This window comes from Candidatus Thermokryptus mobilis (genome assembly GCF_900070205.1).
Taxonomy (GTDB): domain Bacteria; phylum Bacteroidota; class Ignavibacteria; order Kryptoniales; family Kryptoniaceae; genus Kryptonium; species Kryptonium mobile.
Genome location: NZ_FAOO01000006.1, coordinates 56,499 through 81,309, shown reverse-complemented (window position 1 = coordinate 81,309; position 24,811 = coordinate 56,499). Strand labels below are relative to the sequence as shown.

At 37.0% G+C, this 24,811-nt stretch carries 24 protein-coding genes (1 of these 24 running past the window's edge); 23 read left to right on the top strand and 1 reads right to left on the bottom strand.

The features are described from left to right. The first annotated feature begins 18 nt into the window (after positions 1-18). From FKZ43_RS05255 to FKZ43_RS05235, 5 genes are all read left to right on the top strand, one after another. Complete coding sequence (locus FKZ43_RS05255; protein WP_140944823.1) at positions 19-393, top strand: hypothetical protein; 375 nt, start codon at positions 19-21, stop codon at positions 391-393. 533 nt (positions 394-926) lie between these two features. Further along, positions 927-3,200 carry a TonB-dependent receptor gene (locus FKZ43_RS05250; protein ID WP_140944822.1) on the top strand — a complete coding sequence of 758 codons (2,274 nt, stop codon included), beginning with the start codon at positions 927-929 and terminating at the stop codon, positions 3,198-3,200. Between the two features lies 1 nt (position 3,201). Further along, on the top strand, positions 3,202-3,669 hold the full coding sequence (locus FKZ43_RS05245) for a nitrous oxide reductase accessory protein NosL (RefSeq protein WP_140944821.1): 468 nt from the start codon (positions 3,202-3,204) through the stop codon (positions 3,667-3,669). 223 nt (positions 3,670-3,892) lie between these two features. Next, positions 3,893-5,239 (top strand): NCS2 family permease, encoded by a 1,347-nt coding sequence (locus FKZ43_RS05240; RefSeq protein ID WP_140944820.1) that lies wholly within the window; start codon positions 3,893-3,895, stop codon positions 5,237-5,239. Between the two features lie 17 nt (positions 5,240-5,256). Beyond that, on the top strand, positions 5,257-5,538 hold the full coding sequence (locus FKZ43_RS05235; RefSeq protein WP_140944819.1) for a hypothetical protein: 282 nt from the start codon (positions 5,257-5,259) through the stop codon (positions 5,536-5,538). Between the two features lie 13 nt (positions 5,539-5,551). Here the strand turns inward: FKZ43_RS05235 and FKZ43_RS05230 are convergent, their stop codons facing one another. Further along, on the bottom strand, positions 5,552-6,547 hold the full coding sequence (locus tag FKZ43_RS05230; RefSeq protein ID WP_140944818.1) for a putative porin: 996 nt from the start codon (positions 6,545-6,547) through the stop codon (positions 5,552-5,554). 289 nt (positions 6,548-6,836) lie between these two features. Here FKZ43_RS05230 and FKZ43_RS05225 point away from each other — a divergent pair, with 289 nt between their 5' ends. The 18 genes from FKZ43_RS05225 to FKZ43_RS05140 all read left to right on the top strand — a co-directional run. Beyond that, the gene (locus FKZ43_RS05225) at positions 6,837-8,036 is read left to right on the top strand and encodes an ATP-binding protein (RefSeq protein WP_140944817.1); all 1,200 of its coding nucleotides are present in this window, start codon (positions 6,837-6,839) and stop codon (positions 8,034-8,036) included. Beyond that, positions 8,033-9,400, top strand: coding sequence for a sigma-54-dependent transcriptional regulator (locus tag FKZ43_RS05220; protein ID WP_140944816.1), 1,368 nt, complete (start codon positions 8,033-8,035; stop codon positions 9,398-9,400). The genes FKZ43_RS05225 and FKZ43_RS05220 overlap by 4 nt, the downstream gene beginning before the upstream one ends. A gap of 169 nt (positions 9,401-9,569) precedes the next feature. After that, entirely contained in the window at positions 9,570-11,066 is a 1,497-nt protein-coding gene (locus FKZ43_RS05215) for an alginate export family protein (RefSeq protein ID WP_140944815.1), read from the top strand. Positions 11,067-11,088: 22 nt separating this feature from the next. Beyond that, entirely contained in the window at positions 11,089-11,616 is a 528-nt protein-coding gene (locus FKZ43_RS05210; protein WP_181180270.1) for a choice-of-anchor V domain-containing protein, read from the top strand. 16 nt (positions 11,617-11,632) lie between these two features. Then, the gene (locus FKZ43_RS05205; RefSeq protein WP_181180269.1) at positions 11,633-14,956 is read left to right on the top strand and encodes a molybdopterin oxidoreductase family protein; all 3,324 of its coding nucleotides are present in this window, start codon (positions 11,633-11,635) and stop codon (positions 14,954-14,956) included. Continuing rightward, the gene (locus FKZ43_RS05200) at positions 14,953-15,714 is read left to right on the top strand and encodes a 4Fe-4S dicluster domain-containing protein (protein ID WP_140944812.1); all 762 of its coding nucleotides are present in this window, start codon (positions 14,953-14,955) and stop codon (positions 15,712-15,714) included. The genes FKZ43_RS05205 and FKZ43_RS05200 overlap by 4 nt, the downstream gene beginning before the upstream one ends. Next, on the top strand, positions 15,695-16,564 hold the full coding sequence (locus tag FKZ43_RS05195; protein WP_140944811.1) for a 4Fe-4S binding protein: 870 nt from the start codon (positions 15,695-15,697) through the stop codon (positions 16,562-16,564). The genes FKZ43_RS05200 and FKZ43_RS05195 overlap by 20 nt, the downstream gene beginning before the upstream one ends. 17 nt (positions 16,565-16,581) lie before the next feature. Next, the gene (locus tag FKZ43_RS05190; RefSeq protein ID WP_140944810.1) at positions 16,582-16,836 is read left to right on the top strand and encodes a chaperone NapD; all 255 of its coding nucleotides are present in this window, start codon (positions 16,582-16,584) and stop codon (positions 16,834-16,836) included. Positions 16,837-16,856: 20 nt separating this feature from the next. Then, positions 16,857-17,288 carry a QcrA and Rieske domain-containing protein gene (locus tag FKZ43_RS05185; RefSeq protein WP_140944809.1) on the top strand — a complete coding sequence of 144 codons (432 nt, stop codon included), beginning with the start codon at positions 16,857-16,859 and terminating at the stop codon, positions 17,286-17,288. Positions 17,289-17,377: 89 nt separating this feature from the next. Next, positions 17,378-18,361, top strand: coding sequence for a cytochrome b (locus tag FKZ43_RS05180; RefSeq protein ID WP_181180268.1), 984 nt, complete (start codon positions 17,378-17,380; stop codon positions 18,359-18,361). 21 nt (positions 18,362-18,382) lie between these two features. Further along, the gene (locus tag FKZ43_RS05175; RefSeq protein WP_140944807.1) at positions 18,383-20,047 is read left to right on the top strand and encodes a multiheme c-type cytochrome; all 1,665 of its coding nucleotides are present in this window, start codon (positions 18,383-18,385) and stop codon (positions 20,045-20,047) included. Continuing rightward, positions 20,044-21,042: a GTP 3',8-cyclase MoaA gene (gene moaA, locus FKZ43_RS05170; protein WP_140944806.1), complete on the top strand. Its 999-nt coding sequence runs from the start codon at positions 20,044-20,046 to the stop codon at positions 21,040-21,042. Before FKZ43_RS05175 ends, moaA begins: the two co-directional genes overlap by 4 nt. Before the next feature lie 3 nt (positions 21,043-21,045). Beyond that, the gene (locus FKZ43_RS05165; RefSeq protein WP_140944805.1) at positions 21,046-21,285 is read left to right on the top strand and encodes a MoaD/ThiS family protein; all 240 of its coding nucleotides are present in this window, start codon (positions 21,046-21,048) and stop codon (positions 21,283-21,285) included. 5 nt (positions 21,286-21,290) lie between these two features. Then, positions 21,291-21,701 (top strand): molybdenum cofactor biosynthesis protein MoaE, encoded by a 411-nt coding sequence (locus FKZ43_RS05160; RefSeq protein ID WP_140944804.1) that lies wholly within the window; start codon positions 21,291-21,293, stop codon positions 21,699-21,701. A gap of 6 nt (positions 21,702-21,707) precedes the next feature. Next, positions 21,708-22,613: a bifunctional molybdenum cofactor biosynthesis protein MoaC/MoaB gene (moaCB, locus tag FKZ43_RS05155; protein ID WP_140944803.1), complete on the top strand. Its 906-nt coding sequence runs from the start codon at positions 21,708-21,710 to the stop codon at positions 22,611-22,613. Positions 22,614-22,636: 23 nt separating this feature from the next. Beyond that, on the top strand, positions 22,637-23,368 hold the full coding sequence (locus FKZ43_RS05150) for a sulfite exporter TauE/SafE family protein (protein ID WP_140944802.1): 732 nt from the start codon (positions 22,637-22,639) through the stop codon (positions 23,366-23,368). Then, on the top strand, positions 23,350-24,552 hold the full coding sequence (locus FKZ43_RS05145; protein WP_140944801.1) for a molybdopterin molybdotransferase MoeA: 1,203 nt from the start codon (positions 23,350-23,352) through the stop codon (positions 24,550-24,552). The genes FKZ43_RS05150 and FKZ43_RS05145 overlap by 19 nt, the downstream gene beginning before the upstream one ends. Next, positions 24,540-24,811 carry the 5' end (the start) of a molybdenum cofactor guanylyltransferase gene (locus FKZ43_RS05140; RefSeq protein ID WP_140944800.1) on the top strand. 343 nt of this gene lie beyond the right edge of the window, so 272 of the gene's 615 nt are visible here — the first part of the coding sequence; its start codon is at positions 24,540-24,542; its stop codon lies off the right edge, out of view. Before FKZ43_RS05145 ends, FKZ43_RS05140 begins: the two co-directional genes overlap by 13 nt.

Sequence of the window (24,811 nt, the reverse complement as noted above, 5' to 3'; positions counted from 1 at the left end):
AAAATCGGAGGTCTAAAAATGAAAAAGGCAATTTTTATCTTCGCAAGTTTCATCATCACTTTATCATTGGTGTTTGCTCAACAAAAGGATTGGAAAACAACATGTGAAAAGCAGTATAATGACAATCTTGAAGTTAAAAAAGTTGTAATGAATTTGCTGGATCAGGTTAAAAAATCTGAGCAGACAGATGTTGTTAAAAAGGATCTGACAGATGCACAGTATTGGCTCAACCTTGGTGATGAAATTATGGACAGGCAAAAGAAGAGGATGGATAAGGGCGAGTATAATGAAGATGTTTTCTTACAGCTTGGGTATGCGTGGAGGTATTATGTTGAGGCAGGGACTAAACTAACGCTTGCGTTGAACAGCTTGAAGGTTAGGCTGAAAAAGTAAATCGCTTGAAGGGGGTTCAGTTTTTGACCCCCTTCTTTTGTTTTTAATTTTAAAACGTGTTCCTGTAAAAAAGAGATTCGTCTTTTCGCTTGAGAAAATTTGTTAGACATATTTTCTCGGTGTTCTTGACTTTTGTTCTGATTTTGAATTTTGCGATGCAAGTTATGACGTTCAAGGTTGAGCATAAAGAGCGATCTGGCGTTTGTTGTTGCGGTGAAGGGTGTGATTGTGGTTGTGGCGGGATGTGCGCCAAAAATAGGGAAATATCAGTGCAGATTTGCATAAGCTCCGCGCCTTGCGATCCGCTTTTCAAGATAAATTTGGACTATCCCGTCAAGGAAGCGATCATCCCCAATTTTAATTTTGACAATTTAAATTTTCCCACACTTGAATTTTTAAATCTCACCCCGAATTTACATTTTAAACTTCTGTGTTTTGATATATTCCACCCTCCGGAGCGCTTCCTGAACAAAGATAATGTTTAAAATTTCGTTCAGGAAAATTTTTTAAAAATCAAAATCCGGAGGGTATCCATGAGAAGCAAACTTTTAACTCTCGTGGTGTTAATCCTTGCATTTGCTCAAATTTTCATAGCCCAGGATAAAGGGACAATCCGTGGGTTCGTTTATGATTTGAAATCAAAATATCCACTTTTTAATGCGAATGTTTGGATTGAAGGCACAAATCGCGGCGATGTTTCTGACTTTAAAGGTTATTTTGAATTAAAAAATCTTGACCCAGGAAGTTATACACTTGTGGTTTCATATGTTGGTTATAAACAGGAAAGACAAAACGTTGAAATTAGCAAGGGCGAGGTTAAGACGATTGAAATTTATCTTGAAGAGATTCCTTATTTTTCGGTAGAAGAGATTGTTGTTCTCGGTAAAACTATGGAGACATACAATCAGGCGGAATTTGGTGGAAGGGATATATCTAAAAAAGCTCCTCGGGACCTTGGGGATTTCATCAAAAACTTTACAAATACATCGGCGGTTAAGAAAGGCGGTTATGCTCTTGACCCAGTTATAAGAGGGTTGAAGTATGATCAGGTAAATGTTCAAGTTGACAATGGGCTAAAAATTGAACCGGCATGCCCGAATAGGATGGACCCACCAACATCGCATGTTCAGTCGGAGGACCTTGAAAAGATTGAGATTTTAAAGGGACCCTATGCCTTACGTTTTGGACCCAATTTTGGTGGGATTATAAACCTTGTTATGGCAAGACCTGAGAAGACAGAGAGGTTTAAACTAAATGGGGAAATTGAGACGGGTTATGAGAGCAGTTGGAAGGGAAGAATTGCGCGCTTGACCCTTTCAGGCGGAGAAAGGTTGTTTGATTTCAGGTTGTCAGGTGGATTGAAGGAATATAAAAATTACATTGATGGGAGCGGAAATGAAGTTCAATCCGCTTTCAAGATAAAGGACTGGACGAGCAAAATCGGTTTTAACCCCGGTGAAAATCATAGGATACAAATTTCTGTAAGGGATATGTATGCAAGGGATGTCCTTTTCCCGGCGCTTCCGATGGATGAGATAAAAGATGATACGAGGATGCTCTCGTTTGATTATGCTTTGAGAAATTTGAGCAAAATTAACAGTGTTAATTTTAAAGTATATTATTCAAAAGTTCATCATCTGATGACGAACGAATATAAACCAACGAGGATGATGGTGGAAGCAGCAACGGAGGCAAATACGAAGAGCATCGGTGGGAGGGGTGAAGTTAGTTTACTTTTTGAAAGGTCAATTCTTTATTTTGGATTTGATTATTCGCGAGTAGAGAAACGCGGTTTCAGGACGAGGAAGATGTTAACTGGACCGATGGCTGGTAAAACATTTATTGATAGCGTTTGGCAGAATTCATATATGAGCAATTTTGGTGCTTTCGCTGAATTTAGAACAGGGTTTCAAGGGTTCAATTTGATTGCTTCTGCAAGATATGATATAAATTATGCTGATGCGTCTGAGCCAGCCCCAACATTTGCACGGATGTTCGGAACTTTATATTCAAAGCATCATAATTTGAGCGCAAGTGTTGGGATTGACAAAATTATAAGTTCATCAGTTCAATTAACATTACTTTTAGGAACAAGTAAGAGAAGCCCAAATATAAGCGAGAGATTCATCAACTTCCTCCCGATAGGGTATGACAATTATGACTATGTTGGGAATCCTGCGATAAAGCCAGAGATGAATAACAGCGTTGACTTGATTCTCAATTTGAAAACACTTGGCGGTTTGGTCAAGGGTGATTTATTCTATTACTATATCAAAGATTTCATTTCATCGCGCATCAGAAGTGACCTTAGACCTAAAAATATGGGTGTTCTTGGTGTTAAGCAGTTTTACAATATTGAGACAGCGAAGTTCTGGGGATTTGAGATTGGTTATAGTTCCGCTTTCAGCAAGGTGTTTGGGTTTGATATAAATATCTATGGGACAAGGGCGCGAGATGGCGTAACGGGTGAGCCATTACCACAGGTTCCACCTTTTGAAGCGAGAATGAATCTATATTATGGATTTTTTGAAGGAAAAGTTGTCCCTGAAATAGGCATAAGAGCTGTTGCTCGCAAGAGTGATGTTTCGCAAAGCTTTGGCGAGACGCCAACCCCGGGATTTGTCCTAGTTAATTTCCTCGTGAATATAGCATATTTCAAATTTTTTGATATCTCTCTTGGTGTGAATAATTTATTTGATAAAGCGTATTATGAGCATCTTAACAGGCGCGTTAGAACAACGGGTGTGCCAATTTATGAGCCAGGGCGTAATTTCTTTGTAAACATAAAAATGAAAGTTGGGCAATAAGATGCTTCGCAAAATTTCAATCATCACGCTTTTAATTTTGATATCATTAAACCTTTATTCACAAAGGGCATCCGAACTTTTAAAGCCGGACCTTGGTAAAAAACTTGGGATTTGCGGTGTCTGTGGTATGGAAGTGTTTGAGAAGATGATTACGAGAGTTGAAATTTCCGTTGATGACTCAATTTATCACGCTTGTGGAATTGGTTGTGCGCTTGCCATAACTGAGGGGAAAGATGTTAAATCAGTCAAGGTTATTGATTTCAAAACGCTGAAGTTAATTGATGCGAAAGGTTCATATTTCGTCGTTGGTAGTGTGATTTCACCGGTAAGGGCTATGTTGCCGGAGTTTTCATTTGCTAAAAAAAGCGATGCAGATGATTTCGTTAAGCTCTATGGTGGACGGGTGCTTGATTACAACGGTATGGTTGAACTTGCAAGAAAAGTTAAGAAAGAAAGAACGGAGAAATGATTGAAAGGGCGGGGCAATCTCATTTAAGGATTGCCTCGCCAACTTTTTAAACATCTTGACAAATTTGGGGGTGTTTTGTAAATTTATTTTGTGAAAAATTATAACGACAGAGATTCTCATCGGTTTTCAAGCTACTTAGTTTATGTCATCGGTGGGATGGCTGACAACATCAAGAGAATTCGCATTATTTTTACAATTCAAGGTCAAATTTTAGAGTTTGGTTATGGGAAATTACCTTGAAAAATTTTTCGGGCTCTCTGAAAGGGGAACAAGTGTAAGAGTTGAATTCATCGCTGGGGTTACAACATTTATGACGATGTCGTATATAATTTTTGTCCAGCCGATTGTATTATCACACGCTGGGATTGATTTCGGCGCTGCTTTGATAGCAACTTGTGTTGGTTCTGCTATAGGTTCAATTATTATGGGTTTGCTTGCTAATTATCCGATAGCACTTGCCCCTGGGATGGGAGAAAATTTCTTCTTTAGCTATACGGTCGTTAAAGGTATGGGTTTGTCTTGGCAATCGGCTTTAGCGATAGTTTTTCTCTCAGGAGTTTTGTTTAGTATCCTATCGCTTGTCAAGCTTAGAGAAGCAGTCATTGATGCGATGCCGAGTTGTTTGAGAAATTCAATAGCAACGGGTATCGGTCTTTTTATAACTTTGATCGGTTTAATTCAATCAGGGATTATAAAGATAAACTCTGGAACGCACTTGCCTCAACTTGGTGATATTCACCGCACGGAAGTTTTGATTTCAATTTTAGGTCTATTTTTTATGGCGATCCTACTTGCACGCAGGATTAAAGGTTCAATTCTAATTGGCATAATTTTTTCCACAATTTTATCATTACTTCTCGGCGTTGTAAAATTTGAAGGTCCTGTTATCTCATTGCCTGAGGTAAAAGAGCCAGCATTTTTGAAGCTTGATTTTTCAAACTTCTTTGATATTTCATTTCAAGTTGCCGTTCTTGTTTTCCTTTATATGGTTTTGTTTGATACCGTTGGGACTCTAATCGGTGTGGGTCAAGCAGCTGGACTTGTCGGTAAGGATGGAAAGCTTCCGAGGGCGGAAAAAGCTCTTCTTTCAGATGCGCTTGGAACAACATTTGGAGCACTTCTTGGAACTTCAACCGTTACAGCATACATTGAAAGTGCCTCTGGCGTAGCTGTGGGTGGAAGAACTGGGTTGACACCAATTTTTGTTGCTTTATTTTTCCTTATCTCTTTACTTTTCTATCCAGTTGTAAAACTTGTTGGTGGAGGCGTTGAAATTCAGCCAGGGTATGTTCTCTATCCAATCACTGCGCCAGCGCTTATCATAGTTGGGAGTATGATGGTAAAACCTATAACGAATATAAACTGGGAAGACCCCACCGATGCTATTCCAGGGTTTATAACGATGCTTGGAATACCGCTGACTTTCAGCATAGCTGATGGGATTGCTCTCGGCTTCACATCTTATACGATTGTAAAATTACTTGGAGGAAGGACAAAGGAAATAAACTTGATCATCTTGATACTAACACTAGTTTTCCTGGCAAGGTATGTTTTCATCGCTTTAAAATAAAATGTCGTAATCACGATATGTTATACCAAATTGAGGTTAAACAAACAAAACCATTCCCAGTGGCTGAGTTTGAAGTCAAGGTTTCAGGTAAGGTTTCAACAAACCACACGGTTTCGGTTGAAGAGAATTATTTCAAAAAATTGACTAACGGAAAGATAACCGTTGAAAAACTTGTTCTTCTCTCATTTGAATTTCTCCTTGATAGAGAACCAAACACATCAATTTTAAGACAGTTTAACCTCCGTGAGATAAATCATTATTTTCCCGAGTATGAAGACGAGATAACCAAGATGTTCTAAGGTGATTTCAACTTTAAAACTTCACTTGAATCATAAACGAGAGTTCATCGTTTTTCTCTTCAGTTACGTCTTTTTCTATCTTTGTTATATAATTCAAGCGGAACGCGACATGGTCAAGAACTTTTGAATATAGTCCAAGCGTTATCCAATTGCTCTTCCCAGGTGTGTTTTTATCGTTGTCCCACCATTCATATTTTAACACCGGCTCAAGATAATCAAAGATTCTGTAGCTTGCTTGAACATAATATCCCTCTTTTTTCACATCATCATCTTTTCCACCTATGAATTCACCCCTTAATTGTAGGTTTCTATTCAAGAAGTAGCCATCAAACCCAACGGCATATCTCGTCTTATTGCTGATATCGTATTTTCCGTTTGATCCGTATAGGTATGCAACTTGAACAATGAGACCATCGTCTTTTTTTATGCTGTAGTTATAGCTTGCAAACACAGTTATATCTTTCTTTACATCGGAATCGTCCATATTTCTGGTGTAATCAATAGTTTCTGTAATTTTACCTTTATCTTTATAAACGACATTACCATTCCAGAAACCAAGCGCAAGTTTTAAATTTTTAACTCCACTATAAATGACCTCAAGTCCGCGATCTCTATCAGCAACAAGCGCTGAGACGACCTGTGACCTATAAATTGTTTTCCTGTCCGAGGAGCTTTCTTTCCTTTCAATTGACCAGTGATACTTGAATTGACCAAATTTTAATTCAAGCCCGCTTATCTTATTAAGTGGGTCAACAAGCTCAATGTAATAGTCCTTTAAGAATTTGTAAAAGTTCATTTCTTTGAGTCCCAATTGAATTTCCCACTTGACCTTCGGATTTAAGTTTCCGTAAAATTTGAGATTGATCGTCCCTGGTGTGAATGTTTCAGTGTTTTGAACTTTGAGTTCAACGCGATACTGATATTGTAAGTATCCGTTAACTTTTATTTGAGCAAGCGATGTTGAAATAAATAAAATTGGGATTAGGGTTGAAACTAGGTTTTTTCCCATCGTTATCCTCTTTTTGATTTAAAATTACAAAAAATTTTAATTTTTTAGCTCGTGCCGGGTTTTTGCAAAACGCTGTATTTTAATAATTCAAACTTTGGGAGGAGCGTTGAACTATGTTATTTCGCTAAATGATGTTACACTTTACGCCAGTGTGGAATTATTAGACAAGGATTAAAGTGAAGGGACATTTTTGCACTTTAAATTGATAGAAAGATAATCTTAGAGGGGAGAAAAACTTTGGCATAGATTTTGAAATCAAGGTTTAAAAAATCAAAAAGGTAATGATGATATGGAGCAGTTATTCAAAAATATCCTTGATAATTTAAACATTGGCGTTATATTTGTTGATAAGTTTGGCAAAATATCTTACGCAAATAAGCGGGCTATGGAAATAAGAAAAATGGACCCCGATCGGATAGGAACTCATGTTGTTGAATGTCATCCTTCAAAGGTTCATGAGAAGGTATATGAGGTACTTGAGAATTTTTCAAATGGGAAGATGACTCATAGACACAAATTAACGAGGGCTGGAGATAAGTATTTTGATAACGAGTATATAGCCCTATACGATTTGAATGGGGAATTTTTAGGTATAATTTTAGTGAGTAAAGATGTTACTGAGGAGATAAGGTTAAGGACAGAACTTGAGAGATATTATAGGACTATTGAGGAAGAGGTCAAGAGAAAAGAGGAAGAGATTGAGAAGAAATATAGGGAGATTCTCTCGGTTAGGGAACATCTTATGCATTCGGAAAAAATGTTCGCTATAGGAAAATTTGTTTCAGTTGTAGCGCACGAGGTAAATAATCCACTTGATGGTATTGAGAATTGTCTTAGAATGATAGTTCAAGAGCCGGAGAACGCTGAGCAAACGAGAAGATACGCCGAGCTTGCGCTTGAAGCGGTTTTAAGGATAGAAAATTTTTTGAGGGTTATACTTGACTACGCTAAACCTCACAGTTATGAGGTTGAATTAGTTGATTTGTCACATGTGATTTGTAAGGTTGTTGATGTGGTCAGGTATAAAGTTTCAAATAAAAATATAATAATAGCAGTTGATGTTGAAAATGGGGTTCTTGTGGGTGGGATTTCGCATCATCTTGAGCAAGTGTTTTTGAATTTACTTTTGAATTCAATTGATGCGATAGAGGAGAAGAGAGATAATTTGAAAGATTTGAATTTCAGAGGCGAGATATATATCCGAGCTATGAAACAAGATGATCATGTTCTTATTGAAGTTAGAGATAATGGTTGTGGTATAAAGGAAGAACATTTGGGTAAAATTTTTAACCCATTTTTTACCACGAAGAAAGAAAAAGGCAGTGGTTTAGGGCTATATATTTGTTATAACATAATCAATTCGCATGGAGGAAAAATTAAGGTAGAGAGCTCACCTAATGTCGGAACTACATTTATTATAATTTTACCTCAAAATTTGTTCAGCGTGAGAAATAAAAATAAACTTTATGAACTTATGTGGACAAAATGAAAGTATTTATAATTGAAGATGAATATATCAAACTTGTGACATTATCCGAGTTTCTAAAGCGTTATGGATATGAAGTTTTCCCCTTTGGTGATCCGATTGAGGCAATGAGAAAATTGGAAAATGAAAAGCCGGATGTTGTTGTCACAGATATAATAATGCCAGGTATGGATGGTTTTGAAGTTTTAGAAAAAGTGAAACAATGTTTTCCTCGGATATATGTGATAATGATAACCGCTTACGGGAGCATTGATTCGGCTATTAAGGCGATGAAGATGGGGGCGTATGATTATATTACAAAGCCGTTTAAGTCGGAAGATTTGCTTTTGAGATTGGAGAAGATAAAAGAGTTGGAAGAGTTAAAGCGAGAGAATGAAAGTTTAAGAAGACAATTAAAGGAGCAATATCGCTTTACTAATATAGTTGGTCGTTCGAAAAAGATGAGCGAGGTTTTTGACAAGATAGAGGTATTTTCTAACTCAGATTATAATGTTGTAATAGAGGGTGAAAGTGGGACAGGTAAGGATTTGATTGCCAGAGCTATACATAACAGTAGTGCAAGAAAGGAGAAGCCGTTTGTTAAGATAAGCTGTGTTTCACTGCCCGAAACACTCCTTGAATCCGAGCTTTTTGGAAGTGTAAAGGGGGCTTATACAGGTGCTGTTGATAGGAAAGGCAGGTTTGAAATCGCAGATGGAGGCACAATATTTCTTGATGATATAGATGATATGCCACTTAATCTTCAGGCGAAACTTTTGAGGTTTTTGGATACCAAGGAGTTTGAAAGGGTTGGTAGTTCTCAAACGATCAAGGTTGATGTCAGGGTGATATGTGCAACTAAAATTGATTTGTGGAGTAAAGTTCAGGAGGGGAAATTTAGAGATGACCTTTATTACAGATTAAATGTTTTGAAGATAAAAGTTCCGCCTTTAAGGGAGAGGAAGGAAGATATCCCTTTACTTGTGGAGCATTTTTTGAAAATAGCTGGTAGAGATAATGTTAAATTTACAAGCGAGGCAATGCAAGTTCTGATTTCTTATGATTGGCCCGGTAATGTCCGACAACTTGAAAATACAATTTACAGAATATGTACTCTACTTGATAAGGATATAGTAGATGTGTCAGACATACCTGATGATATACTTGGTTTTGAGAGAACTAAAATATCTCTTGATGGGCAAGGGGTAGGTATAAATTTTGATGATTTAAGCAGAATTGGGCTTGATGAGTTATTGAGCAAGATTGAGTTTGAAGCGATAAAATGGGCACTTAAGAGGACGGAAAATAATAAGACAAAGGCGGCTGATTTACTTGGTTTAAAAAAGAGCACATTTTTTGAGCGTTTAAAAAAGTATAATCTTGATTAATTTTCCCCTCCATAGGGTCATTTTTTTGACCTTGAATTTCAAATTTCCGACCATTGTTGGGGGAGCACTTTTTGTTTTTTTAATTTTTAAAGGGGAAAAATCTGGCAGGAAATTTGATATTTATATCAGTTGACTTTTTGCAACCAAAAATAAAAAAAAGAGGTTGAAGATGATAAGATTTAAAACCATGGTTATTTTATCCTTAGTTTTACTATTTTCAGTTTCATTTTCACAGGTTAAAATTGCTGAAAATCTGACGCTTAAGTTAAGTGGGGTTTTTAACACATGGTTTCAGTATCAGAAGAATTTTTGGTTTGGGAAATCTCCATATGAGGATGCTTATATTGTTCAGATGTTGAGGTTTAATCCACAGGTTTCATATGGCGATAATGTAAGGATCGTAACGAGGTTTGATATAGCACAAGGGTGGTGGGGTGTTGATAATGAGCCGGCAACGAAATATAAGGAGGCAGGGTTTAAGAGCGCTTCTAATTTATTTGATTTTAAGGACACACATTATCTTTTCCATGTTGATCAGGCATATGTTTGGTTTAATGTTCCGGCGTTAAGGACTGCTTTTAGTGTGGGTAGAATGCAATGGTTGGTTGGCAATAGGATGTTGATTGATAATAATTATGATGGTGTTCAGGCTGATATAAAAATTGGATTGATCAATGGTGATATGTTAAAGCTTGGTTGGGCGAAGGTAAGCGAGGGTGTTGATGCTTTAAGTGACCTTGATTCCACTTCTTCAGTTGATTATACTGGGAGTTGGGATGCTCGTGACGCTGATCTTTACCTTGCTAACTACTCCGCTGATTTAAAAAGTTTGGCAAACACGAAACTTAATGTTTATACTTTCTATTACATTGACAGATCAATTAGAGATGGAAACGCTTATGTGCCTAATCTCTTGCAGTATAAGAAGGTGCGATTTTCACCTCAAATTACAAAATTACTTGCGTTCGGATTCCAAGGCACATCAAAACTTGGCAAGCTATCTCTTAATTATGAAGCAAACTACTTGAAAGGTAAGGATGAAATTGGCAATGACTCGTATGGAGCGACACTTGATGTTGACAAAAATGATGGTAATTTGAGGGGGTATAATTTTTACCTAAAAGCTGATTATGCTTTAACAGATGCGTTAAGCTTAGGTGCTGTTTTTGGGCTTGGTTCTGGAGACCCTGATGGTCCTTGGGGTGGTAAGGGTAATGTGACAAAGCTGAGAACAGCTGGATTTTTCTATATAACCGAAGTTTGGGAGGATTCAATTATGCCTGATGAAGAGGGGATAACACCTCAAGGTTTAGGGGCTCCGAATGTTCGGGGTTACAGAGAACTTGAAAATACCACAATAGGTCAAATCAACTTAACGGTGTCGCCATTGAAGTCATTGCGTTTGTTTGCTTCATATTCATATGTGAGGGCAACAGAGCCGGTGTATGCATGGACTATAAGCGGTCCGAATCAGAATTTGAGTGCAAAGGATTTGGGTTGGGAAGTTGATTTTAAGATTGATTATGAGATCGTTAGCAAAGTTGTTTTAACCTTGCGTGGTGGATATTTCAAACCAGGTGTTGCTGCTCAATACCTTATAAATGGAAATGCGAACTATAGTAAAGCAGCCTGGGAACTTAAGGGCGAAGTTACATTTACATTTTAATAAAAATAATTCGGATTAAGCCATGCTCGGACAAAAGAAAATAAAGGTTTTTGTTTGGGCTATATTGATTATTTGCATATACATTATCAGTTTTTTTGAAGTTGGAAGAGTTCGGGCTCATTCGGGAGGCGCACCCGGCTTTGATTGTATGGATTGTCATTCGGGGGCTGAGGATAAAAATATTGAGATTAATTTAATCGGTGTCCCAAAAAATTACATTCCGGGTAAAGAATATTTGATCACCCTTGAGATAAAAAGTGATAATGAAAGCATCGGTGAAAATCAAGGTGGATTTGCTGTGAATGTTTCAGATGGTAGATTGCTTGTGGTTGACAAGATGAACACACAAATACTTGAGGGATATTTAACCCATACTAAGGAGGGTAGCAGGTATAGAAGTTGGAAGTTTAGATGGAAAGCGCCGTCAAGGGTTGTAGATGAGGTTATTTTAAGTGTTATGGGTGTTGCATCTAATGGTGATTTTTCTCCGAATATGGATGCTGTTGGTACGGAGAGGATTAAAATTTTACCTGTTAAGTCAAAAAAATAAAGGTGGTAGAGGGCTTATGAGGGTTACAAGAAGAGAATTTCTTAGAATAAGCGCTTTCATCGCTGCTTCGGTAGCAGCTGGTTTTTACCCGCGGAGAGAGATTAAGTCACCTGTTGTTAAGACATTGCCAGTCGGTCCATGTAGATATTGTGCGGTTGGTTGTACGATAGTTGCGGAGTGTGAAGTTAATGATAAAGGGGATGTCTTAAAGGTTTTAGCTTTGAAGGGCGATCCGAATAGTTCTGTGAATCGCGGGGTGCTTTGTGCGAAGGGTTTTTATCTTCATAAAGCGATTGAATATGTTTTAAGGCCAAAGCAACCGCTTATAAGAAAGGAGTGGATAAACCCAAAGACAGGAAAGCCAGATTTGTTCAGTTCGCCTAGGGTTTTGGAGGGCAAAACAACAAAAGATGCATATGGGTTAAAACCATCGGAAGTTGATTTGAAAGAAAACTTTGTAAGTATTGATTGGGAGGATGCTATTGAGTTTATAGCAAATGCAGTTGAGAAAGCAATAAAGGATCATGGTAAATTTAGCGTTGCTTATTACGGGAGCGGTCAGGCTGGAACTGAGGAAACGCATATAATGAACAAGGTATTTAAGGGGGGTGGACTTTTGGCAAACAACTCTATAGAAGGTCAACCGAGAATGTGTATGGCAAGTGCAGTGGTTGGTTATCTTTATTCATTTGGCAAAGATGAGCCATACGGAAGTTTAGATGATATTGATGTTCCTGACCCGGACTTTAAGAAACACGCTGATACTTTCTTTATCATTGGAAGCAATACTGCAGAAGCACATCCGATCCTATTTAATAGGATTGCTACGGTGAAGAATAAGGACCCGGAGGGTGTGAAAGTTATACTTGCGGATCCACGGAAGACAAGGTCAGGCACAATAGCTGATCTTTGGTTGCCTTTGGCAAGCGGTAGGGATTTGGCTTTGATAAATAGTTTAGCTTATGTTATAGCATTTGAACTTGATGGTGCTAAATATGACCTTGATAAAGGTGAAGTTACAGCGCAGTGGAGATATCTTGATAGGAAATTTATCCGAAGGCATGTGAGTTTTGGAATTCATGAAGATGTTGAACTTCAATGGATAAAAACTGAATATGGTGGGATGCGGGGTTCAACTTGGGATTTGAGCTATACAAATGTTAAGAGGTCTGTGTATCCAAATCCGAGGAAAAAATATACATCAGAAGATGAGATTGAGAAAGATTTGTGGAAGGGATTCGCTATTTTCTTAAGATTTCTTGAGGATTACAAACCAGAGAAGGTTGCGGATGCAATTTTTGAGGGTGAGTCGCCTCTTATTTATGATCGTAAGGCAAAGTCGTGGAAGAAAATCTCTGGTCCCGAGGCGATAAGAATAGCAGCGAGGTGGTTTGCAGAGGGTTATGTTGTAACAATCTGGACGATGGGGATAAATCAAAAGGTCCAAGGTAGTTGGGCTAATGCATCCTTGCATATGTTACATCTTATAACCGGCAAGGTTTGTAAACCTGGCAGGCAGTCATTCAGTTTCACTGGTCAGCCGAACGCTTGTGGAGGCATTAGGGCTCCGGGGGCTCTTTGTCATGCGTTGCCATATGGTAGATTGGTTGCTAATCCGCTTCATAGGCGGGCAGTTGAAAATATATGGCGTGAAAGAGTTAGAAGTTATCTGAAAAGAAGAGGATTTTCTGAAGAGCAAATAAATAACGAGGTTGCTAAGATTTCAATCCATCCGATCCCTGGACCTCATACGGTTGAAATGTTCAGGCGGTATGCAGCTGGTCAAATAAAGGTGATGTTCACTTCAACGGTTAATCCTGGGCAAAGTTTGCCTTATGCATATGTTTATAGATTGGCTTGTGCTGGTGCCAAGAAAGGTGAACCATGGCCTTTGACGATTGTTCTTGAAGCTTTTCCAAATGCGACAACGATGGTAGCTGATATTGTTCTGCCTGCTTCAAGTTGGTTTGAGAAAGAGTTTTCCTATGGAAATTTGGAAAGAAGGCATCAGCTCGTTAAACAAATAACCGGGCCAAACGGTAATTCTCTACCAGATTCTGTGATTTTTGCTATGATAATGAGACGGCTTGAAGAAAAGGGGATTGTTCCGGTTGGGCATATTTCTCAGTTCTGGCCAGAAGATTATGGGAAGGATTGGATTAAGAAAACAGTTGAAAATGCAGGGAAGAAGGAGTGGATACGCAAGTTTACCGCAAATATATGGGACGAGTTGAGAGAACTAAGCAAGGGAACAGGATATGATTTCTCCGGATTGAGAAGAGAAATGCTTATTGAGAGGAATTGGGGCTACCGTATACCCCTGCCTGAGGAATATCACACTGATAAAAGCATTAAAGAAAGATATGATAAATATGAAGCGAGAATTCAATATGCTTATCCTTATGACCCGATTATTGATTCAAGAACAAAAAGGTATATTGATACTTTGAAGAGATGGAACCCGGTTTACGCTACTTGGATTGAGAGGAATTTAAATGAGGAGAAAAAAGATATTGAGTATCACAAGAGGGAAAATGTTCCCGAGGGTTGGTATGTCAGTTTTTATCACTCAAATGTCTTTATACATGGGATGGTTGATGATCCGGAGGATCCGTCAAAGAAACTGTTTGTTATAGATGGACGCGCTATAGCTTGGGCTAATCCTTGGTGGGCGTGTAAGTGGGATGGCAAAGATTTTGTTAAGTATCGCACTGTTAGAATAATTGAGAGGAAGTTTAATCCAAACAAAGTTGTTGAGAATTCAGCTGTACCTTACGATGTGATCGCAAATTATGTATCTGATGTGATCGGTGACCCAGAAAGAGATTTAAGAGCTTTGAAGACAATAGCATTAAGCCCAGCTGAATTTGCTGGAATTAAAGTTTCATATGTTAAGGATGGGAAAGAGATTATTATTTATGATACGACCGAGTTTAAATATTCAGCGACAACGGGGAGAGTTCTTGAGCATTGGCACACGGGAAGTATGACCACAAGAGTTAAAGAACTTGCGCGTTCGGTTCCTGAGGCATATGCGGAAATCAACTCTGAACTTGCGAGGGAACTCGGGATAAAAGATGGAGATATTATAGTTGTTGAGACATTAAGGGGAAAAATTGAATTGAGAGCGAAAGTGCTTGATGTCTTTAAAGCAACCGGTGGTCCAAGGAGAGATTTGATATTTATCCCATGGTTTGATGAAAGAAAGTTGATAAACATGATAATGCCAGATAAGTTTGATCCATTTAGTTTTGAGGCAGATTACAAACAGTTCGCAGTGAAAATTTATAAAGGAACTCTTCCAAGGAAACAAGCAATTCCAAGTACAAAGATTATATGAAAAGACGTTCTTTCATAAAAATTTTATCGTTCGCTGTGTCTTCTCTTTTGCTTACTGCGACTGATTATGCCTTGTACTTATATGGAAGAAAAGGGAGAGAGGCAGAAAATCTGCCTCCTCCTTTGTTTAGATTATTTAAGGATAGATTATCAGATATAAGACCGCCGGGAGCTGTGTATGAAAATGAATTTAAAGCGAAATGTATTGGATGTTCCGTTTGCATAAACATTTGCAAAAATCTTGGATATAAATCGCTATCTTTGAAGGTAGGACTTTCTGATTTCGGAACCCCAGTTGTTGATGATATGCGAAATCATCCGTGCACGTTGTGCATGGAGTGCGTCAAAGTTTGTCCAACAGGCGCGCTTGAGAAGGTTCATAAAGAGAGAGTTAAAATGGGTATCGCTTTGATTGATTTTGAATTATGTCTTGGCTGGAACGGGGATGTTTGTTTGTCTTGTAGCAAAGCTTGTCCATTTGGCGCTTCTGTTTTTGAATTTTATAACAGTGATTGGGGTAATCAACCTTACATCAATGAAAATTGTAAGGGATGTGGGTTATGTGTAAAATATTGCCCTGTAGGGGGATCTGCTATAAGGGTTGTCAGAATTGATGATTATGAAAAGGTGAAAAGTAAATATCTGTCGGAATTTAAACTATTGCTTGGCATGGAGCACGCTAAAAGATATGAACTTGTGTATTCAAATATTCCAAAGATAATGGAACGTGGCAAAATATATGATCGAGAATATCAATAAGGAAATCTTCAAATATAGAAGGATTTTCCTGGCTTTAATTTCACTTGTATTTCTATTGCAAATTTTTGGGTTAAACATTGTTATCGGTTACTTGGTTGGTTCAGTAGTTTTTAGATTATTAAACTTTATAGATCCGTTTTCGTTTGTTGAGGTCTTAATGGCTTCTCGTGGATTTACATCAGTTTTATTTATTTCGCTTGTGCCTGTACTTTTGCTTTACCTTGTCTTTGGGAGAAGTTTTTGTGGTTGGATTTGCCCGTTGGATTGGATTTTTGAAACGATAGATTCTTTAAAAAGAACAAGGCGGATTAGGGGAAAAATTAAAGTTAAAAATTATGCTTTGACAGATGGTGGATTATCAGAAAAAGAAAAATATGGTTACCTTGCTTTTGGTGTGGCAATTTTAATTCTAATATTTGATTATCTGTTTCAAGTGCCTCTTTTTAGTAGATACTTTTCACATTTAACAAATATTTTTAGGTTTACTGTTAGCAGTTCGTATATGAGTTTTAACATCTTTCTTTTTTCCTTTGGTGTGCTCACTTCTTTGGTTTTCGTTGAATTTTTTATGCCGCGAGTTTGGTGTAGATATATTTGTCCTGTGGGAATAGTTTATGGGATTTTTAATAAGTTCAGTTTAATCAAACTAAAATTTGCAAAAGTTGAAGATTGTTCTTTTTGTCACCTGTGCGTTGAGAAATGTTATATGGGAGTAGATCTTATCGGTAAAATTGAACGATTAAAAAACGGTGAGGATAGTAAGGTAATCTTAAGAGCGGTTGAATGTATTTATTGTGGTGAGTGTATCAGAGCTTGTCCAAATTCCATTATAAAAATAGTTTTAAAATAAAAATTCCCGGTGTCCCAATGATAATCGCAAGTGGTTACATAGTAGCTGAAAATGTGGAAAAAATTTCATCTATAACCAATGCTCTTATTGAGAGGGGAATAGAAGTACCGGAAATTAAGGACGAGAAACTCATATTCCTCATAGAGAGGAACACCGAAGAGGAAATAACGAAAGAAATAAATGGTTTGAGGTATGTTGACGGCGTTGTTTCTGTTCAGATAAGTTATATAAGTTTACCAGGCGCTGATGAGGGAAGCGATATTGAAATTTAAAAATAAAAGGGAAATTTCATATGGATGAGAAAGAAACAAGGCGTGATTTTATAATAAGAATTTTTTCTGTGATTGGTTTTTTGGGAAGTTCAATTTTATTGCTAAGAAATATACTCCTTTACATTTTTCCAAAGGTTACCCCCAAGAAAGAAAGGAAGATACTAATTGCAAGGGAAGAAGAACTGAAAATTGGTGAGGCAAAGTTACTTACCATTTCGGATAAAGATTTATATATCGTTAGAACACAGCAGGGATATAAGGTCTTTTCCGCGATTTGCACCCATCTTGGCTGTAAAATAAAATGGGAAGCTCACAATAATAGGTTTTATTGCCCTTGTCATAAAGGTGTGTTTGATATAAACGGTAAGGTTGTATCAGGTCCACCACCTAGAGATTTAAATAGTTATAGAGTTGAGGTTTCGGGTAAATTGATTTATATATGGTTCGTATAAAAAATAAAAAAATCATAAATATGCGGAGGGAAAAATTCTCAGAGTGGATTTTCAAAAGATTTCCAATTGATCTCCAGAAGATTTCTGAAATGTGGGAGAAAGTTTTTGTAAAGGAGCCAATTCCAGAGCATATGAAAAATTGGTTTTTCGCACTTGGTGCGACGCCATTGGTGCTTTTTGTGTTCCAAGCGATAACAGGCATACTTTTAACTTTATACTATGTTCCCTCACCAGATAGAGCATATGAGTCAGTTCGCTATATAACTGAGGAGGTGAAATTCGGATTTTGGATAAGGGGTTTGCATCGTTGGGGCTCAAATTTAATGGTTATAGCTGTCATTTTGCACATCGTTAGAGTTTTCTTTACCAAGGGATATAAAGCACCAAGAGAATTGAATTGGATTATTGGAAGCTTTTTATTAATCATTACCCTCACTTTTTGTTTTACTGGCTATTCGCTGATTTATAATCAACTTTCTTACTGGGCTACAACTGTTGGAACTAACATGATAGGTGAGATTCCGTTCGTAGGAAAGTTTCTCCTTTTATTGATTCGTGGAGGGATTGATGTAACTCATAATTCGTTGATCAGGTTATATAATCTTCACATTGGACTTCTTCCAACATTGATGGTTGTTATGATTGTTTTGCATATTGTATTGGTTCGTTTACATGGCGTTTCCAAAGTTTATCCCGATGAACCAACTTATTCGTTTTATCCGGAACATTTTTATACTGTATTACAGATAATGTTGTTTTTACTTGTGGCTTTGAGCACCTTAACTATTGTCTTTCCTCCAGGAATTGGTGAGCCGGCGGACCCAAATAATACACCACTTCATATAAAGCCAGAGTGGTATTTCTTTGCGGTTTATTCAGTCCTTAAAATATTACCGTTAAAGTTTGGAATTTGGTTTATGTTTTTTGTTTTGCTTGTCTTTATATTTTGGCCGTTTATTGATGAGATATTGCTCAGGAGAGTTAAGATGAAGCCATCTTTACATTACATTGTTGGAATTGCTGTTATACTGATTTTTCTATTTTTCACAGTATATGAAACGATAAAATATTAAAAACTAAATCTTTGAGGATCAATGGAAGCGAAAGAATTAAAATTGCAGAAAGTAGTTGTCGGTGCAACCGCTTATCTTTTAATTATAGTTTTAATACTTGTAAGCGCTTTTGAGGTTTCAAAAAGCAGAGCGACTGAGCCTAAGGTTGATATAAGCGGGACTACAAAAAAATGCGTTGATTGCCATTTAAATAGAGGGGTTGCGGTAAAGCTCATTGATGAGTGGAAAGCTTCTAAACATGCACAGCAGAACATAGGGTGTTACGAGTGCCATAAAGCTGAGCAAAACGATTGGGATGCGTTTAAATGTCCAGAAAGCGATATAATTGTTGCTAAGCATCCGACACCGAAAGATTGCGCTGAATGTCATGAACAGCAAGTTAAGGAGTTTGAAAATAGTAAACATGCGATAGCTCAAATGGTGATGAAAGCGGAGGGAGCTGAGGGACCTGATAGGGCTGTATTTGAACCGCTTATTGCAACAAAGCATGGTTGTGAGCAATGTCATAACATTGGGAATTATTGGCCTGATGGAAGTATAGGTGAGTGCGATGCTTGTCATTCAAAACATCAGTTTAATATAGCTCAAGCAAGGAGACCTGAAACTTGTGGCGAATGTCATATAGGTCCAGATCATCCGCATATTGAAATTTTTATGGAGTCAAAGCATGGGAATATCTATGTAGCTTTTTCTAATAAATGGGATTGGAATTATAAAGTTGGTGAGCAAGTGCCTTTCAATGCACCAACGTGTGCTACCTGTCATATGAGCGCAGCTCCCCCGGCTATTAAATCGACTCACAATGTAAGTGAACGGCTTGCATGGGAATCGCAATCGCCATTTTCTATCAGGACATCACAATATTGGGGGAACAAAACCTGGCAGGAGAAAAGAGAGCAAATGTTGTCAGTTTGTAAACAATGTCATTCAAAAAGCTTTGCTGAAAAATACATGCTTATAGCGGATTTAAATATGCTTCAATATAACGAGATATGGAAAACAATTGTAGAATTAATAAAGAAATTTAAAAACTATGGACTAACCATAACCGATGAATTTTTTGATGGGGAATTAAAGCTAACCTCTTGGCCAAAAGAAGGGTATGATGAGGAAGTTGAACATTTAGTATATAGGACATGGCACCATGAAGGGAGAAGGTTTAGACACGGTGCGATAATGATGGGTGCGGATTTCACACAATGGCATGGGATTTGGGACTTGCAGGAAAATTTGGTCAAACTAATGAATAAGGCAGCTGAACATGGGATCCCTGAAGCGAAAAGATGGATTGCGAGCAAAGATCCAAATAAATTTTTCCTCTACCCAATTTATGATGTTCCTGGTAATCCTTGGGGTATAAGCAGTATTCTTTATAAAGGAGGTGCCTTATCAATGAATAGGATTAAGAATTATTGGGAAAAGGTTTACGCAAATGTAAAAGCAGCGTATGAAAAAGGGTTTTTAAGCGAAGAGCAGTGGAAGCTTTATCAAGAGCTTTATGACAATAGAGACAAAGAGCTCGGTTTGCCTTATAGTCCGCCTGAGATTTTGAAAGAACATATGAAAGTGCTTGCTGAAGAAGCGAAATATGTAAAGGAAAATGTCGCTACATTTACATTGCCATCAAGCTCTCCTTATTACACAAGTAATTCTACTAAATATGATAAAAAGGTTGCGAAAAAGTGATTTCAAACGCATTAAAAAAATTGAATGACCTTTTTGGTAGGGAGATAAACTATTTGAGGATATCTCTAACTGATAGGTGTAATTTAAATTGTTTTTATTGTGAACCGAGTCGGTGTTATGAGAAGTTCCCAAAGCGTGAAATTTTAAGCGTTGAAGAAATAATCTATCTTGTCTCAATTTTCTATGATAAGTTTGGCATAAAAAAATTTAGATTCACCGGGGGAGAACCTCTCCTCCGGCATGGATTAAAAGAAATCATATTGGGCGTAAGAAAAAACCTGGGTGATTACGTTGAACTTACAATAACTACAAATGGCATATTCTTAAAGAATTTTGCAAAATTCTTAAAAGACACCAAGGTAAGAGTAAATGTAAGCCTTGATACTCTCAAAGAAGAAAGATTCAAAAAAATAACTGGGTGCTATGGACTTTCAAATGTGATAAGCGCTATAGATTACGCAAAAAATTTGGGATTGCAGCTAAAAATAAATACAGTTTTGCTTAGGGAAATAAACGATGATGAAATTCCCGAGCTGATTAACTTTTCAAGGGAAAATGAAGTGAAGATAAGATTCATTGAATTTATGCCGATTTCTATTGATTTAAATCTTTGGAGAAAACATTTCATATCTGAAGAAGAAATCTTAGATACTATAAAGAAAAAACATGAATTGAGATTTCTTGGAATAGAGGGAATAGAAAGAATTTACCTTGTTGACGGTGGTGTAGAAATTGGCTTCATCTCAACGGTTTCTCATCCCTTCTGCAAAGGTTGTTCAAGAATAAGGATATCCTCTGAAGGGAAAATTTATCTTTGCCTTTTTGACCATAAAGGATATGACATTAAAAAATTTCTAAGACCTGAAATAAAAGAGGAGGAGCTTTGCAATATTATTTCTGATGTGGTTAAATTCAAACCAGAAGGATTCATAAAGTTTAAAGAAGAAGGAACTTTACCAGAATTTGGTCCAGTTATGAAACAAGTTGGTGGATGAGACATGAATGCGAAGGTAAGGGTTTTATTTTTCGGAAGATTAAAAGATGTCACTGGCTTAGAGGAGATTTATATTTCTGATGTCAAAGATGTTGAAAGTTTAAAAAAGCTTCTATTTGTAAAATTCCCGAAATTAAGCCAGGAAAAATTTTCAGTGGCTATAAATTATGAAATAATCTTTGGTAATGAAAACTTGAAGGATAATGATGAGATTGCTTTAATACCACCCGTCTCGGGAGGTTAAAAAATATGTATTTGACAAAAGAGAAAATAAATTTAGATGAAATTCTGAGAGGCTTTGATTTCGGATCGGGGAAAAATGGTTCGGTCATAATTTTCACAGGAATAGTAAGAGGTGATGAGGTAAAGAGTGGGGAATTTGTTGAAAGTATATTTTACGATGCATATGAACAAATGGCGGAAAGGGAGATAGAGAAAATAAAAAATGAAGCCCGAAGTAAATTTCCGATTGATGGCATTTTAATAAGACATAGAATTGGAAATGTTGGTGTTGGAGAGATATCGTTTGTTGTGGTAGTATCCTCTGCTCATAGGGAAGAAGGTTTCAGGGCGATACAATTTATAATTGATGAAGTGAAAAGTAAGGTTCCAATATGGAAAAAAGAAATTTTATCAAATGGAAAAACAATTTGGAGGTGAAAAGCTGTGTTTGATATATCAGAAAAGATAAAAACGTTAAGAACTGCAAAGGCTGTTGCAAGAATAAAAGTATCACCAGAAACGATAGAAAGAATAAGGAACAAGGAAGTAGAAAAAGGTGATATTTTTGAGGTATCAAAAGCTATTGCTCCATATTCGGCGAAAAAAACATATGAAATCTTACCATTTTGTCACAATATACCGATAGAGTGGGCTGGATGTGAAATAAAGATTCGGGACAATTTTTTAGAGGTTGAAGTCGTCGTAAAAACAATAGCGAGGACTGGATGTGAAATGGAAGCTCTTTTTGCTGTATCCGTATGTGCTCTCAATATATATGATATGCTCAAGCCTTACGATAAACAAATCATTATTGAGGAGATAAAACTAGCTGAAAAAAGTGGGGGTAGAAGTGAATTCGTGGAAAAAGTTAAGGATGATTTTAAAGCAGGTGTTCTTGTAATATCGGATTCTGTCTTTGCTGGGAAGAAGCAGGATAAAGCAGGTAAAGAGATAATAAAGATATTGAATGAGAATGGGATAAAAGATGTGGAGTATAAGATTGTTCCCGATGAAATTGAGATGATAAAAGAGGAAATCGTGTCATGGTGTGAAAGGGGAGTTGATCTTGTAGTTGCCACAGGTGGAACGGGGCTATCACCACGAGATGTGACACCAGAGGCGATAAAACCAATAATTGAGAGAGAAATTCCTGGAATAATGGAGTTCGCAAGGATTTACGGAGCAGAGAGAACACCTTATACTATGTTATCGAGAGGAATAGCGGGCATAAAAGGGAAAACTCTCATTTTAACATTACCCGGCTCAACAAGAGGTGCAAGAGAAAGTATGATGGCTCTGTTTCCATATATTCTCCATATATATAAGATAATGGAAGGAGGCAAACATTAGTGATTCAGGTGGTTGAACAAAAAATGTTATTTTATATTATATTTTTTGCAGTTGCTTTAATTTATTCTATGGTGGGATTAGGTGGTGGGACGGCTTATACCGCAATCTTGACAGTTTATAAAACCCCATATGAAGTGGTTCCGTCCACCTCGCTGTTTCTCAATACCATCGTATCTTTGATAAGCTTTTTAAATTACAGATTTCACTTCCCATCTGAAAGGAAATTTTTAATTTCTTTTATCTTCCTGCTTGGTGGCGGAGGTGCGATACTAGGAGCAAATCTCAAATTGCAAGAAAAAACTTTCTTTATAATACTTGGTTTTGCTCTTGTTTCATCAGCTATTTTATCCTTACTGCAGGATTTTGGGATGAGGGAAAGAATAAAATTCAAAATTCATCAGAATTTGCTCCCTTTTATAAGTTTTCTTGTTGGATTTATCGCTGGTATAACAGGAATCGGTGGAGGTATTTATCTCTCCCCACTTTTAATTTTCTCTGGCTTTCCCACAAAAGAAATAGCTTCAATTACATCCCTTTATATTTTCCTAAACTCTGCACTCGGATTTTCAGCAAAATTCCTGAAAGATAAATTTGATTTTAACTTCGCCTTACCTATACTGTTTTTTGTAATATTAGGGGCTTTAATAGGTTCAGTTCTTGGCTCATTGAAGCTTAAACCAAAGTTTATAAAATTTTTGCTTAACCTGATAATTTTAAACATAGGTGGATATAGCCTATGGAGAGGAATTACATAAGTATTGAAGAGGCAAGAAAGTTAATATCTGAGCATGCAAAACCCATTGGAAAGGTTGTTCAAGATGTTGTTCAATCTCTTGGATGTGTAATATCAGAAGATATTTTCTCCCCAATAGACCTTCCGAGTTTTACGAATTCGGCTATGGATGGATATGCAATAAACACAGAAAGTATAAGATTTTTCCCTGTAAGGCTGAAAGTCGTCGGAGAAGTAAAGGCGGGTGAAACATTCAAGAGAAAAAAAATTAAGGAAGGCGAAACTTTGAAAATTTTCACAGGCGCAATGATTCCCGAGGGGGTAGATGCAGTAGTTGAAAAGGAACTCGTAAAAGCTGAAGGCGAATACATAATCATAGAAAAGGAAATAAAGAAATGGAGGAACTTGAGATTTAAAGGTGAGGAAGTGAAAGAGGGACAAAAGGTCATTGAGAAAGGAACAGTAATAACCCCTGGTGTTGCTGGTTTTTTAAGTGCAATGGGAATAAAGAAGGTAAAGGTTTTCAAAAAACCAAAAGTTTCGCTCATAATAACAGGTACAGAAGTTTTAAAGCTTGGACAAAAATTTAAACATGGTAAGGTGTATGATGCAAACTCTGTTTCTTTGAGACTCGCTTTGAGAGAGTTGGGAATAGAAAGTGTCAAAGTTAAGTTTGTAAGGGATGATCTTAAAATGTTGAGAAGTATTTTCAAAAACGAGTTGAAAAGCTCTGATGTTCTAATTTTTTCAGGTGCGGTATCAGCTGGTGACTATGATTATGTTAGAGAATTGATGGTGGAGGAAAAAGTAGAAAAGATTTTCTATAAGGTGAAACAAAAACCGGGGAAACCAATATTTTTGGGCAAAAAAGATGGGAAATTTATATTCGGTCTTCCGGGAAATCCCGCAGCGGTTATAATTTGTTTTTATGAATATGTTTCACCGTTCATAAAAGGAGTTATGGGGTATAAAAATATTTTTCCAAAAGAGGTTGAAAAAGAACTTTTGGAAGATAGGGAAAACAAGGATGATAGACCGCACTTTCTAAGAGTAAAAATTTTAGGAGACGGAGTAAAAGTTCTTGAAGCTCAGGGGTCGCACATGCTTTCATCTTTCGTAGAGTGTGATGGTATTATTTTGCTTCCAGAATTATCTAAGAAAGTAAAAGGGGAAAAAGTGAAAGTTCATCTTTTATGGGAAAGGTAAAGGAAATATCGGCAGCTGTTCTTGCTGGTGGTAAATCTACAAGGTTTGGGAAAGATAAGAGATTTTTCAAAATAGGGGATAAGACATTCGTTGAAATAATGTGTGAAAAAGTCAAGAATGTATTTGATTTTTGCTATTTATCAGTTGAAAAGAACTTTGATAGGCTTCAAATACCAGAGATTGAAATAATATCTCAATTCAAGGTTGTTTATGATAGATATGATGGAATAGGTCCCATTGGAGGGGTGATAAGTGTTCT